The following is a 13,279-nucleotide window of genomic DNA, read 5'->3' on the forward strand; positions in this document are numbered from 1 at the left end:
TCTAAGCGGAGTTTAAATGGAAGCATTTGCAGATGAAGAATTTTTAGAAACTATGATTCTTACCTTTAAGCTGGCATTTATCACTACGGCGGTGCTTTTGCCTATCGGTATCGCGCTGGCGTATTTTTTTTATGCCACGACTTCAAAGTTTAGCACAATGCTTGAAGCCCTTATATGGATGCCCTTAGTGTTGCCTCCGAGCGTGCTTGGATTTTACTTGCTCGTGGCGTTGAGCAAACATAACTTTTTGGGGAAATTTTTGCTCGAGCATTTTAATTTTCAAATCACTTTTAGCTTTGGCGGACTGGTGATTGCGAGCGTGATTTTTTCCCTCCCATTTATGGTAAATCCCATTAAAAACGGCATTTGCTCTGTGCCAAACTCGCTTAAAGAAGCGAGCTACACACTTGGCAAAAGCAAGCTCTACACGCTGTTTTTTGTGCTATTGCCGAATGTGAAATCTGCAATCTTGCTAGGGTGTGTAACGAGCTTCGCACACACGATTGGGGAATTTGGCGTGGTGATGATGATAGGTGGCTCACGCGCTGGAGAGACAAAAGTCGCAAGTATCGCAATCTATGAGGAAGTAGAGAGCCTCAATTACGCGCTCGCGCACCAATACGCGCTGTGCTTGTTTATCGTTAGCTTTGTGAGTTTGTGTGCGATATTTTACATCACACGCAAATATTTTGATAAAAAAATAACCAACATTATTTAAGATTCTTCGAATCTAAGGAGTGCGCAAATGGATATAGAACTTGACTTTGGCAAAAAGCTCATTGGCTACTCCGCTCAAGGCTCGCATAATATTTCGCTTCATATCAAGGAGGGGTTGAAATTTGGCGAGTTTCTCACGCTCTTTGGCAAAAGTGGCGCGGGGAAAACCACGATTTTACGAATCTTAAGCGGGCTTACTTTGCCAGATTCTGGCTACATTAAAGTAGGCGAGCAAGTATGGCAAGATGGCAAGACATTCCTCCCACCACAAAAGCGCGCTATTGGCTATATGTTTCAAGATTACGCGCTTTTCCCACATTTAAGCGTGCTTGATAATATCCTCTTTGGCTTAGAAAACAAAAAAGAGCGTGATTTTGCAAATTGGCTTATCAAACTAATGGAGCTAGAGCCAATCCTCAAATCTGGCACACACCAAATCTCTGGCGGGCAAGCCCAACGCGTAGCACTTGCACGCGCGCTCGTGCGCAAGCCAAAGATTTTATTGCTTGATGAGCCACTAAGTGCGCTCGATTCTGCTATGCGTGCGAGTTTGCAAGATGAAATCGCTAAACTTCATTATCATCTTAACATTACGACCTTGCTTGTAAGCCACGATATTGGTGAGATTTTCAAACTTGCGAGTAAAATTTGGGTGCTAGAAAATGGCAAAATCAAGTGCAAGGGAAATGCAAGCGAGATTTTCGCGCACACAAAGCTAAGTGGCAAGGTGAATTTGAGCGGGGAAATCTTAGAAAAACGCGTTGATGGTGTATCGTGCATATTAAAAGTGCTATGTGGAAGCGAAATAGCGCAGATTCTCTATGATACAAAATCCGCGCAAGACCTCAAAGAAGGGGATAAAGTGCTTATCGTTACAAAAGCATACAATCCGTTGCTTTTTAAGATTCATAATCCAATTTAAGCAGAAATTTAGCACAAAAATCATAGAATCTCTGCGATAAGTTTCTCCTACATAAGACTTGATATTACCATAAGTGAGGGCATTTTGAGATTTTTTGTTATTGCGTTTTTCCTTGTGTCTTGCGCCTTTGGCGAATGGTTGCTTTCAGATTCCATTATCACGCACTTTGTGCAGGAATGGCAAGAAGCGCAAAAGCTCTATGACGCGACACATAACCCCACCAAGCAAGACAAAAAAGCCCACACAAACACCACACAAAATACTCCACCACAAGATACAAAATCCACGCCCACAACCGCGCTTAATGACGGGCAAAAGCCAAAGCTCCTTATCATTATGGACGACATTCACACTAAAAGACAACTTAATAATCTTGCAAATTTGGGGCTTAATATCACACCCTCAATTTTCCCAAAGACACCTTATTCGCCAAAAACTCCACAACTTATCCAAGACTTCACACAAAGCTGGGAGGGCGAATATATGGTGCATTTGCCACTTCAAGCAATCAACTTCGCTCAAAACGAACTAGAACCAATCGAAGTGGGCGCGAGCAAAGATGCCCTGCGTGAAGTGCTCTCACGCATTAAGGGCGACTTCCCTCATCTCAAATTTATCAACAACCACACAGGCTCGAAATTCACTTCAAGCAAACAAGATATGCAAAATCTCCTTGAAGTGCTTGATGAATTTGGATTAGAATTCATCGATAGCGTAACAAGCGAGCATATAGTAAGCCCAAAAATCGCACGCGAGCAATCACGGCTCATAATGCAACGCGATATATTTTTAGACAACACCATTCACACACAAAGTATCGCCACGCAAATCAATCTCGCCATAGCCAAAGCAAAGAAAAAGGGTTATGCGATTGCTATATGCCACCCACACAAAGAAACACTCCAAGCACTTAGAGGAGCAGACTTTAGCGAAGTGGAGCTCATAAGCCCAAGCGAACTCCAACACCACCTCTATACGCAAAATATCAAACTCTATAACCGCTCAAAATTTCAATATGCCCAAAACTTTTAACACACTAGATTTACTTCCCCCTGCTCTCTCCACACTAAGCAATCCGCCAAAACAACTCTTTTATGAGGGGGATTTGAGGCTTTTAGATTCTCCAATTAAAGTGGCTATCGTGGGCTCACGCGCACCAAACCCATACACAAAGCAAGTATGTGCGACCTTGAGCGCGAGCATTGCTAAAGCTGGCGGGGTAGTAGTGAGCGGTGGCGCGCTTGGCGTGGATATAATCGCACATACAAACGCCCTGCCAAACACGATAATGTTTTCCCCAGCGAGTCTTGAGATTACCTACCCAAAGGCAAATCAAACAATCATAGAGCGCATAAGGAGAGAATCTCTTCTTTTAAGCGAGTATGAAAGTCCCTATACGCCACACCAACACAGCTTCTTAGAGCGCAATCGCCTCGTAGTAGGCATAAGTGATATAGTCATAATCCCGCAAGCAGATTTACGCTCTGGGAGCTTGCAATCCGCACGGCTAGCTTTAGAATCTAACACGCCACTTTTTGTCTTGCCACATAGGATAAATGAAAGTTTAGGCACACAAGAACTCCTCTCAACTAACAAAGCGCGGTGCATTTATGACATTGGTGCATTTATAAGCGAAATCTTTGGCGTGCAAGATAAAAGTGATGATGAAGTGCTAAGCTTTTGTCAAAACGCACCAAGTTTCGAGTTAGCATATCAAAAGTTTGGCGATATACTCTTAGAATACGAACTAGAGGGAAAAATCGTGCGCGAAAATGGAATCGTGCGCGTAATAATCTAGGACAATAGAGTGAATAGAGCAAAAAATAATCTTATCGCGTGTGATATGGGGCTAAAGCGCATTGGATTAGCACATATCCTTAATGGGATAATCCTGCCATTGCCCGCAATTACGCGCAAAAATAAAACTCAAGCCCTAAGCGAACTAGAAAATCTCCTCGTCCAAAGGCAAGCGAAGACTCTCGTGGTGGGTATGCCACATTTATGCGGAGTGCAAACACAAAGTGCGCTTAATAGTGCATTTGAAGCGGGTGAATTAAGCGAAAATGAAGCGATTAGGCAAACTCAACTGCGTATTTGGCATTGTATCAAAACCCTTAACTTTAGCGGGGAAATTTACTTTGTCAATGAGGATTATAGCTCAAAGCAAAGCGAGGATAAACTCGCGCATTTAGGGCGTAAAAACCGCCAAAGCGCACAAAAAGACGGGAGAGTAGATTCTCTTAGTGCGTGTGAGATTTTGCAAAATTTCCTTAATGCAAGTGTGATAAATAGGCATTAAATCTATTGCAACGCTACAATGCTTTTAGCACCTTGCCAAAAATAAACTCATCTTTGACTTGCGTAATCTCACATTCATACGCGCTATCTCGTATATCAACGCCATTGGCAACTTCGTTAATAAGGATAGTGCCATCAATATCTTTCGCCCAAAGTCGCGCACGCGCATTATAAAAATGCTCGCTTAGCTCACTTTGCCCCTCGATGATAATTTCTAACTTTTGGTGGAGCAGATTCTTTAGTGTGGCTTTGTGCTTTTTTTTGATAATGTTTTCAAAAACTTTTAGACGCGATTGTATAAGTTTGGAATCTAACTTAGGCATTGTAAAGCTCCTCGTGTCCTCTTGAGGAGAGAACTCAAAGGCGTTAATCCTATCAAACCTAAAATCACGCACAAACTCACACAACTCGCTAAAATCACGGTCGCTCTCTTGCGGGTGTCCTATGATAAATCCCGTGCGTAAAAATCGCCCCCTCACGCTATCCATTAGTTTGAGAAGTTTTAAGTGGTGGGCTTTGTTTGCCCCGCGATTCATCACTTTTAGCATAGCATTTGAAATGTGTTGCAATGGCATATCAAAGTAGGGCAAAAAACTTGATGAGTTTGCAATACTCTCAATAAGATTCTCATCAGTGGTGCTTGGGTAGAGATATAAAATCCGCACGGTTATGGGAAGATTCAAACTATCAATGCGCTTAATAAGGGCACTCAGCCCATTTTTCACACCCAAATCGCGCAAAAATGAACTGCTATCTTGTGCGATTAGACTAAAGTCTCTAAACCCTTGATTGTAGAGAATCTCTAACTCCTTAATCACAGAATCTAGCGTGCGCGAATGGAGCTTGCCCTTAAAATGCGGAATCGCACAAAAGCTGCATTGTTGATTGCACCCCTCGCTTAGCTTGATATAGGCGTGAAAGGTCGAATTTGCCACCACCCGTGAATGCGTCTCATCAGCCAAAAAGACTTTTTGAGAATGCAAAGAGCGTTTAGATTCTATCATTTCATCGATTTTATCATAATCCCCAACGCCCGTGATAATGTCAATCTCAGGGATTTCGCTCTTTAGCTCATCGTAATATCGCTCGCTTAGACACCCGCTCACCACAAGTAGAGAATCTTTTTTGCGCACGCTATGGGCGTTAAAGATTTTTTCCAAACTCTCTTGCTTGGCAGATTGGATAAAGCCACAGGTGTTAATGATAATAACATCAGCATTATGCGCTTGCTCTACTAGCTTGTAGCTTGATAGCTTCCCTAGCATCACTTCAGAATCAATAAGATTTTTGGTGCAACCAAGCGAAATGAGGTGCAGTGTTTTTTGCATTGATTAGGCTTGCTGATTTTTGATTATATCCCAGCGCGGAGTGAGCTTGCCATCTAGCTCCTCTGTGGCGCACATTCCCATTATATTATACCCACAATCCACATAGTGAATCTCGCCCGTTACGCCACTTGAGAGCTCACTTAAAAGATACATTGCGGAGTTCCCCACTTGTGTGATACTCACATTTTCGCGCAATGGAGCGTTTGCTTCATTCCATTTAAGCATTATGCTAAAATCACTAATCCCACTTGCTGCAAGTGTCTTAATAGGTCCCGCAGAAATCGCATTCACGCGCACACCTCGCTTCCCTAAGTCATAGGCTAAATAACGCACGCTCGATTCTAATGCTGCTTTTGCCACGCCCATTACATTGTAATTGGTTACATACTGCACACTGCCAAGATAGGTAAGTGTGAGGATAGACGCGCCTTTATTGAGTAATGGAAATGTGCAACGAGCTAGCTCAATAAGCGAATATACCGAAATTTCTAACGCGGTGTTAAACGCGGCTTTGCTTGTATTGATAAACTCGCCCTCTAATGCCTCTTTGGGCGCGAAAGCCACACAATGCACGACAAAATCAAGGTTGCCAAAATCTTTGGCAAGATTCTTCGCTAGTGCGCTGAAATGCTCTGGCTTACTTACATCAAGCTCATATACAAAATGAGAATCTAACTCTTGTGCGATTGGACGCACGCGCTTCTCTAAGCTCTCATTAAGAAAAGTAAAAGCAAGCTCTGCGCCCTGCTCCTTGCACGCCTTAGCGATACCATACGCAATCGAACGATTATTTGCCACTCCCACGATAAGACCTTTTTTGCCCTGCATTATCATTTGCGCTCCTTGTTTGATGAATTTTCTTGCAATTATAAGCGGTTTTATTTAATGTGAATTTTGAGGAATATTTTTTGTTTAAATTTTGGCAGTTTAAGTTTGGAATCTACATTAAAAAGGGAGTTTATATGCAAAGTGGATATTACAACACGACAGGCGGTATCGTAACGCAATTTAGCAAACTTGATATTGTCTCAAACAATCTAGCAAATCTTAACACCAATGGGTTTAAACGCGATGATGTAGTCATCGGGGATTACTTGCGACTTTATCAAACACACAAACACGAACTTCCTATCGATAATCACACGCGCGAAGCCTCGAAATTCCTCAATCGCACAATGGATAGAGTGCCAATCATTAGCGAGGAATACACCGATACAGAAGTGGGGGCAATGGCACAAACAGAAAATCCCCTTGATTTCGCCCTGCAAAACAAAAATGCGTATTTTGCTATCCTCACACCTGAGGGCGTGCGATATACACGAGATGGGAGCTTTAGCATTAACAGCGATGGAATCTTAAGCACCAAAGAAGGCTTCCCTGTGCTTTCACGCGCTGGGCTAGATTCTGAGGGGACTATCTCTGTGCCTGAGGGCTTGCATTTAGAGACAGATAAAAATGGCAATCTCTACTTGCGCGCGCTCAATAATGATGAAATCGCTGAAATAGTGCCTATTGGTGGCTTAGCAGTAGTTGGCTTTGAGAATCCACGCTATTTGAAAAAAATCGGTAAAAATCTCTATGAATTCCCAGAAGAGCGACTAAATGAACGAGAGCTCCTCGCTGGAAGTATGGGTATGCTACAAGGCTTCGTAGAAAAGAGCAATGTCAATGCCGTGCGAGAAATGAGCGCGCTCATCGAAACAAACCGCCTCGTAGATATGTATCAACGCGTAATGCGCTCACATATGGACGAGCTCAACACTGATGCAATTAACAAACTCGCCGTTCGAGCGTAAAAAATAAAATTAAATCTACACAAACTCCGCTTTTTATCGCTCTATTAGGAATCTTAGATTCTTAATAGAGGTATTTTACTCTTTGTTAGAGTGTGCTTGTATGTTTTTTTGGCTTGGATAAGTAAAGTTACTTTTGCGCTTAGCAAAGGTTTTCTCCTCATCATCAAGCGCATACGCGCGGAATACAAATGGGAAAATACTATCATCTTTTTGATTATTTGAAAGTGGCTCTAATGCTTGAACGGTAACAATTTCGGTGCGTTTTTGCCCAGCTTTTACTAAAAATGGCTCTTTTGGCTTGCTTATTTTTAACTTATCTGCAATAGCAGAATCTTTGCTTGGATTCTCAATAGCGATATAAAATTCGTGTGGCACGCTATCAGTATTATGAAAAAGCACCTTAAAGCTATTGCTTATTACCACACCCTCATCTTTTTGCGTGATTTGATAGATTTGCGTGGTTGTATTGACATTTAAGAGCATTCCCTCTTTTTTGCCACTCACGACCAAAATTGCTACAAACGCAATGGCAAGCACGGCGATATACGCGATAGTCTTAGGACGAAAATAGCGGATTTTGACATTATTTTGTGTGCTAAATGGCGAACTCCAATTCACTAGGCTAGCTCGATTGTATCGTGCCTGCACACTTCCACACGCATCAACGCACTCAAGGCAGTTTATGCACTCTAGTTGCATTCCTTTACGAATGTCAATGTGCGCGGGGCAGACTTTCACACACTCTTCACATTCCACACATTCTGCTTGAGGCTCTCTAAACTTTAATTTTTCTGGGATTTTTTGCAAATCCGCATTATAAATCGCTCCACCACGCCTGCTATCATAAATTGGCATAATAGTATCATCATCATACAGCACACTTTGCACACGACAATAAGGACAAATATACACGCAAAACACTTCTTGGATAAAGGCAATATCAGCGGTAAAAAAAAGTCCAAAACCAAGCCAAAATCCCATTAAAATCGGGTGCTGACTTGGGTTAGCCAAAGCCTCAAAAAACTCCAGCGGTGGCACAAAGAAAAACATTAAATTCGCCGTAGCCACAAGGCACAAAAACATTATTATCACAAATGCCAAAGTTGCTTTAAGTTTATCACTTAGGGAATCTAGGCGCAAAGGTCGTTGTTTATTTGAGATTTTATTACGAAGTTTAAAAATTTTGGTTTGCAATAAGTCGCGATAAATCGTGCGGAAGATAGTTTGCGGGCACGCCCAGCCACACCACATACGACCACCTAGCGTAGTAAGGAAAAAGATTCCCACAAAAAGGATTATGAGCAAAAAGGGCAACAAATAGAGCTCTTGCATATTAAAACGCGTGCCAAGTAGATGAAACTCGCCGTGCGCAAATGAAAGCAAAAAGATATGATTGCCATCAATGGTGATAAAAGGGAATCCAAGAAAAAAAATCATCGCGCTAAAATAAAGCAAGTAGCGATGTTTTCGGTAATTTGTTGTGTGTGGAGTGGTGCTTATAGTTGTATTTGCCTGCATTTTTTATCCTTTTGCCTGTGTTGGGTTTATTGCTTTGTTGCTAATTCCGCGCACATTGTAAGCCTTTTTGTCTTAAAACTACCTAAATTTTAGGAATTTTAAAACAAAAAGTTTGTAATAAAGTTACATTTTTTGTTTGTAGCGTGGATAAAATCTTTATAACTTATACGCGATTTGGAGATAATAACTCGCGCCTGCCACACGATAAAAATCATAGTAGCGGTTATTTGTGATATTAAGGAATTGCGCGCAGAGCTGTAAATTATTTTTAAAGGTATAGCCGACTTTGGCATTCAAGGCAAATTGAGAATCATAGCTTCCATAGACATTTGGGATAATGGGCGAATTGCTATCATCATTATAAAAAGCTGGTGTATAATGTGCCCAAACAGAAGCAAACACGCCATATTGTGGCAAATAATTAACCCCTGCATTAAGCGTGTGTAAAGGAAGTCCTACAAATTGTTTCCCCACAGAATCTGGACGCGCAGTATTTTTTAGCACTTTGGCATTGCTTAGTGTGTAATTTGCCTGAATCTCTAGCGCGTGCCAAATAGGAATATTTATATCAAACTCGATTCCATTTATCCTCCCTCTCCCTGCGTTTATAAATTTATATGGGTCAGCTTGCGCACCAGAGCCCGAGCGATATATCATATCAAACATTTCAAGGTTATAAAAATACAAACTTGTGCGCAACGCATTATTATCGTATTCCACGCCAACTTCTGTATTGATAGCGTGCTCTTCCTTTAGATTCTCATTTACTTCCCAATAAGTTTGTGCGTGGGTGAATTGGTATTTGTTTCGCAAAGTCGCCATACGAAATCCGCGCCCCACAGAAGCCTTTAGCCTTAGTGTGTGCTCTTGCGTATCAAGCGGAGTATAAATCACAGCGAACTTGGGGCTCAGGATAGACACGCTATTACTTTGATTTTTCTTACTTTCTTGTGAATTGGATATAAAGTTGTCATAATAGCCATTAAAATTGCGCCAATAATCATAGCGCAATCCAATACTTGTGCCAAATGCACCAAACTTAGGAGAATCTACCCATAATGAATCCATATTAAAATACACAGAACCTGCCACTGCCTCCGTGCCAAATCGCACGCGATAATCTGTGCGTGAATGATAATCACGCCAATTTGTCATATTACGCTGTTTTTGTGTGTAGGTATAGTAGCGAAACTGCGCTCCTAAGGTAATAATATGGTCGCTTAAATGAGTATCTGCATAAATAAAATCTAAATAATTACTTGAAGAATCCGTATCTTGCGTGCTTCCAGCACCATTACTAAAGCTTTGTTTGCCATCTTGAATGGCATCTTGCCACCAACTTAGGAGATTCATACTTGAGAGTGTGATTTTGAGTGTGCTTTGCTCAAAACTATGCAGATAATTAAGATTGCCTATAATATGTGTATAACTCCCTATGCCACCAAGCCCAGAGCCTATAAAATAATTTTTAGTATTCAATAAATAAGTAGGGTTGCCTTGATTATCGCGCAAGTAGGACTGAAAGTTTTTAACATCGTAGTTATGGTTAGAAAGACGCAAGGATAATCCCACCTCATCACGCTTGCCTAGCTCAAGGCTTGACTTAAACGAAATGTCATAACTTTGCACCGCTCTATCACCACCCGTGCCTAAAATCACTTGCCCTGCGCTATTTTGCTGTGCCCCTGCGGCTATTGCGTCATTTGCTTCAGCATTGGTGCTTGATAGGTAAGTAGGGTAGCTAGAATAGCCATCTGTGGTGGTGAATCCCGCGCTCAACTTTACCTTTAATCGTTTATCAAAAAACACATCGCCAACACTTCCATAGAATCTAAAAGTATTTTTATCCGCAGTGTCTTTTTGGATTTCATTGCCATAGCCTGCGATTGCTTGGAGCTCGAACTTTTCTGGCATTGCTGTAATGAAATGTATCACGCCACCTATTGCGCCCGTGCCATAGAGACTAGAATACCCACCCTTTGCGACTTCTACGCGCTCCACATCATAGAGGGATATTTGGTTTAAGATTCTCGCCTCGCCCTCCAAATCACTTAAAATCACCCCATCAAGCATAACAAGCGTGCCAGAATTTACACCACGAATGCGAATTTGTGGGCGTGCATTAAAGTTTGTATTATTATCCACACGCACACCGGAGATAACATTGACAATATCAGCAATCTTTGTGTTTGGCATTTTTTGGATATGAGTGGAATCTATCACCGTAATGCTCGCTGGAATATTGACAATATCACTCTCTAGTGCAACACCTGCGCTTACGCTGGATTTTTCCAAACGCACTTTCTTAGCCTCATTCGCATTTGTAACCTCATCATCTACTTGTGCCTCATTAGCGCGCAAAAACACCAAAGAAACGAGAGTAAAAAATAGCAATGACTTTTTTATCATTTTTATACCTCTAATAAGAATTTATCAAAAGTATAGCTATTTCTAAAAAAAAAGATATAAAAATTGGAAATAGAGTAAAAATTTTAGAAAAATTATACAAAGTCTTGGTGTTGCGAGGTTTTAAATGCCCAAAATTTACTGATAAAGTAGCCCACAATGGTATAAACCACACTTGCGAGAATTTGTGCAATATACACATCAACCCCACAGATTCTATGACTAATGCTTAGCGTTGCTAAATTTGCCAAATATGCTATGCCCATTGCCACGCCAAATCGCCACGCATCTTGCTTATGAGAATTTTTGGATTTAAAGGTAAATTTTTTATTGAGAAAATAGGAGTTAATTACGCCTGCTATGTTGCCCAGCAAATTTGCCACTTCAGGCACAAGCCCTAAAAAAGTCAGCAACAAACAAAGTCCAAGTCCCACACAAGTGTTTGCCACACCCACGAGCCCATATACAACAAGGCTACTTCCCAAAAGTTTGCCAATCAATCCTCGCATTTATCACTCTTAAGTCAAATTAAAGATTAAGAAGCCTTCGGGTCATCAGGCTTTTCTTGTGATTCCTCTTCTAATTGTTTGTCTTCCTCGTGGATATATTTTTCCTTTCCTTTAAAGGTAATAATCGTGCAGTTTGGATACACTTCGATTCTATGATAAATATTATCAACCTTTGTAAGCAATTTGCCCGCAGATTCTGGGATACAATGTGGATTTTCTGCGAGCTTTTGGTGGTCTTCGTTGATAGGCGTTTCATCGATTTGAGATTCTGGCACATCACCCCAACCATAGTGCTTCATCGCCATTCGCACCCAATACTTCCCATCAGTGATTTTGACTAATCGCTTCATTATGGGATTCTCTTTGGAGGAATTTTCTAACACAGGGCTTGCCGTAACCCACCCTCTAATGCGATAAAGATAATTTTGGTAATCCGCTGCCTTTTTTGGCACGACATTGACTAAATCATTAAGGAGCAAGGTTAAGCGGAAATTTTGGTATTTATCTTGGGCTGAAAGTGCGTTACCATAGGAGTTAGAAAACACAATAAGCGACCAAGAGAAAAACCCAACAACCACCGCGCTAAAGACAAAAAAGATTCTGCTTTGTGTCTCGCGTGATGAAAGCGCGGTAGAATCCGTGCGCTTAATATCTTGCTTTTTATACGCCCAGCCTCGCCACGCACTCGCCACATAAATCGCTAAAATCGCTGCAAACACGCCAATCCCAATAAACGCGCGTGGCCGTGGCAGAGGCACAGAGAGCACCAAATATGTCCCATACGAGCATACGATTCCCACGCATAGGACAATTATGGCGAGTAGAAATGAAAGGAATTTATTGATTTTTGCTTGATAGACTGCCGAACACACAAATGCCACAAGTAAGGCAAGAAAACAAATCTTTATCCCACTCCACCCAAAGTCATTCCACAAATAGCCCACATACATTTGGATATTTTTTACAATGCCCTCTAATAACTCACTAGATTCTAGCATTTTGGTGCTTGCTTGAGCGTGCCCAAAATCGTGCATTATAAAAAGTTTAAAAATAAGCAAAGCAAAGGCATAATTACAAAATGACACCAACACAAAAGTAAGAGTTTTTTTGAGCCCTGCGTTGGTTTGATTAAGCATTAAAAACGCAAAAAATGACACCAAAATAATCTCAATCCCGCTACTTGCTTGATAAGTCATACACATACCAAGCGAGCACAAAATACCCACAGGAATATACGCACGAATGTGATGAATAAACACAAATGGAATCACACTAAAAAGCACAGATAACGCCATATACGGAGAATCAAAGCGAAAAGACAAATCCTCCAAAAAATAAGGTGAAAGCCCAATAGGAATAGAGGCAATAATGCCAAGAACTGTAAGACGCTTTTTGTTTGGGAGTTCGCTCGATTCCCACAATAAATCCTCGCTTTTCCAAATAATCTCTCTAATGCTCCACACCAAAATAATACTCGCAAAACTTAAAAAAGCAATAGCCACGATTTGCGTAAGTGGCGCGATGTCAGTAAGCACGGTGTCCATATGCACAAAAGTGGATAAAAACCAACTAATATAGCGCGAGAAATTATCCCATTCTTTATAGCCAATCACAGCGCGCCCCAAATCATCGATATAATACACATCAGCGCGGATAATGCTCATAATCCCTAAAAGATAGAGACTAAAGGCGATTAAAAAATATTTCCAAAATCCTTGCGTATGGAAAAATGCCCAAGAGGCAATAACAAATTCCTTCATACTACGAGAGAGATGTCGTGGCATA

12 protein-coding genes are annotated in these 13,279 nt (G+C 41.3%); 6 read left to right on the plus strand and 6 right to left on the minus strand.

Annotated features, from left to right (window positions below; all coding sequences use genetic code 11):
- The first annotated feature begins 16 nt into the window (after nt 1-16).
- From modB to ruvX, 5 genes are all read left to right on the plus strand, one after another.
- Nucleotides 17-718: a molybdate ABC transporter permease subunit gene (gene modB, locus ACWIUJ_RS05800; protein ID WP_454150926.1), complete on the plus strand. Its 702-nt coding sequence runs from the start codon at nt 17-19 to the stop codon at nt 716-718.
- A 27-nt stretch (nt 719-745) separates the two neighbouring features.
- Nucleotides 746-1,639, plus strand: a complete 894-nt coding sequence (locus ACWIUJ_RS05805) for an ABC transporter ATP-binding protein (protein WP_454169557.1) — start codon at nt 746-748, stop codon at nt 1,637-1,639.
- A gap of 84 nt (nt 1,640-1,723) precedes the next feature.
- Nucleotides 1,724-2,671 (plus strand): divergent polysaccharide deacetylase family protein, encoded by a 948-nt coding sequence (locus tag ACWIUJ_RS05810; protein ID WP_454169559.1) that lies wholly within the window; start codon nt 1,724-1,726, stop codon nt 2,669-2,671.
- Complete coding sequence (locus ACWIUJ_RS05815) at nt 2,655-3,437, plus strand: DNA-processing protein DprA (RefSeq protein ID WP_454169561.1); 783 nt, start codon at nt 2,655-2,657, stop codon at nt 3,435-3,437. The genes ACWIUJ_RS05810 and ACWIUJ_RS05815 overlap by 17 nt, the downstream gene beginning before the upstream one ends.
- 9 nt (nt 3,438-3,446) lie before the next feature.
- Nucleotides 3,447-3,938, plus strand: coding sequence for a Holliday junction resolvase RuvX (ruvX, locus tag ACWIUJ_RS05820; RefSeq protein ID WP_454169562.1), 492 nt, complete (start codon nt 3,447-3,449; stop codon nt 3,936-3,938).
- A 13-nt stretch (nt 3,939-3,951) separates the two neighbouring features.
- On the opposite strand, the gene rimO is transcribed toward ruvX, so the two are convergent.
- Both rimO and fabI read right to left on the minus strand, forming a co-directional pair.
- Nucleotides 3,952-5,265: a 30S ribosomal protein S12 methylthiotransferase RimO gene (gene rimO / locus ACWIUJ_RS05825; RefSeq protein ID WP_454169564.1), complete on the minus strand. Its 1,314-nt coding sequence runs from the start codon at nt 5,263-5,265 to the stop codon at nt 3,952-3,954.
- A gap of 3 nt (nt 5,266-5,268) precedes the next feature.
- On the minus strand, nt 5,269-6,099 hold the full coding sequence (gene fabI / locus ACWIUJ_RS05830; protein ID WP_454169566.1) for an enoyl-ACP reductase FabI: 831 nt from the start codon (nt 6,097-6,099) through the stop codon (nt 5,269-5,271).
- A 128-nt stretch (nt 6,100-6,227) separates the two neighbouring features.
- Between fabI and ACWIUJ_RS05835 the strand changes: the two genes are divergently transcribed.
- Entirely contained in the window at nt 6,228-7,061 is an 834-nt protein-coding gene (locus ACWIUJ_RS05835) for a flagellar hook-basal body protein (protein ID WP_454152021.1), read from the plus strand.
- 75 nt (nt 7,062-7,136) lie between these two features.
- Here ACWIUJ_RS05835 and ccoG read toward each other — a convergent pair whose 3' ends face one another.
- The 4 genes from ccoG to ACWIUJ_RS05855 form a co-directional block, all read right to left on the minus strand.
- Nucleotides 7,137-8,579, minus strand: coding sequence for a cytochrome c oxidase accessory protein CcoG (ccoG, locus tag ACWIUJ_RS05840; protein ID WP_454150913.1), 1,443 nt, complete (start codon nt 8,577-8,579; stop codon nt 7,137-7,139).
- A gap of 156 nt (nt 8,580-8,735) precedes the next feature.
- Entirely contained in the window at nt 8,736-10,988 is a 2,253-nt protein-coding gene (locus tag ACWIUJ_RS05845; protein ID WP_454169567.1) for a TonB-dependent receptor, read from the minus strand.
- 92 nt (nt 10,989-11,080) lie between these two features.
- Nucleotides 11,081-11,494 (minus strand): GtrA family protein, encoded by a 414-nt coding sequence (locus ACWIUJ_RS05850; protein ID WP_454169569.1) that lies wholly within the window; start codon nt 11,492-11,494, stop codon nt 11,081-11,083.
- Nucleotides 11,495-11,520: 26 nt separating this feature from the next.
- Nucleotides 11,521-13,278: a glucosyltransferase domain-containing protein gene (locus ACWIUJ_RS05855; protein ID WP_454150907.1), complete on the minus strand. Its 1,758-nt coding sequence runs from the start codon at nt 13,276-13,278 to the stop codon at nt 11,521-11,523.
- Nucleotide 13,279 lies beyond the last annotated feature (1 nt).

It is taken from the genome of Helicobacter sp. 23-1046, from assembly GCF_053654635.1.

Excerpts from the sequence above, each read along its gene's own strand:
- ACWIUJ_RS05850 (WP_454169569.1), bottom strand. The coding sequence starts at position 11,494 with ATGCGAGGATTGATTGGCAAACTTTTGGGAAGTAGCCTTGTTGTATAT.
- ACWIUJ_RS05835 (WP_454152021.1), top strand. The coding sequence starts at position 6,228 with ATGCAAAGTGGATATTACAACACGACAGGCGGTATCGTAACGCAATTT.
- modB (WP_454150926.1), top strand. The coding sequence starts at position 17 with ATGGAAGCATTTGCAGATGAAGAATTTTTAGAAACTATGATTCTTACC.
- ACWIUJ_RS05805 (WP_454169557.1), top strand. The coding sequence starts at position 746 with ATGGATATAGAACTTGACTTTGGCAAAAAGCTCATTGGCTACTCCGCT.
- fabI (WP_454169566.1), bottom strand. The coding sequence starts at position 6,099 with ATGATAATGCAGGGCAAAAAAGGTCTTATCGTGGGAGTGGCAAATAAT.
- rimO (WP_454169564.1), bottom strand. The coding sequence starts at position 5,265 with ATGCAAAAAACACTGCACCTCATTTCGCTTGGTTGCACCAAAAATCTT.
- ccoG (WP_454150913.1), bottom strand. The coding sequence starts at position 8,579 with ATGCAGGCAAATACAACTATAAGCACCACTCCACACACAACAAATTAC.
- ACWIUJ_RS05855 (WP_454150907.1), bottom strand. The coding sequence starts at position 13,278 with ATGCCACGACATCTCTCTCGTAGTATGAAGGAATTTGTTATTGCCTCT.
- ACWIUJ_RS05845 (WP_454169567.1), bottom strand. The coding sequence starts at position 10,988 with ATGATAAAAAAGTCATTGCTATTTTTTACTCTCGTTTCTTTGGTGTTT.
- ACWIUJ_RS05815 (WP_454169561.1), top strand. The coding sequence starts at position 2,655 with ATGCCCAAAACTTTTAACACACTAGATTTACTTCCCCCTGCTCTCTCC.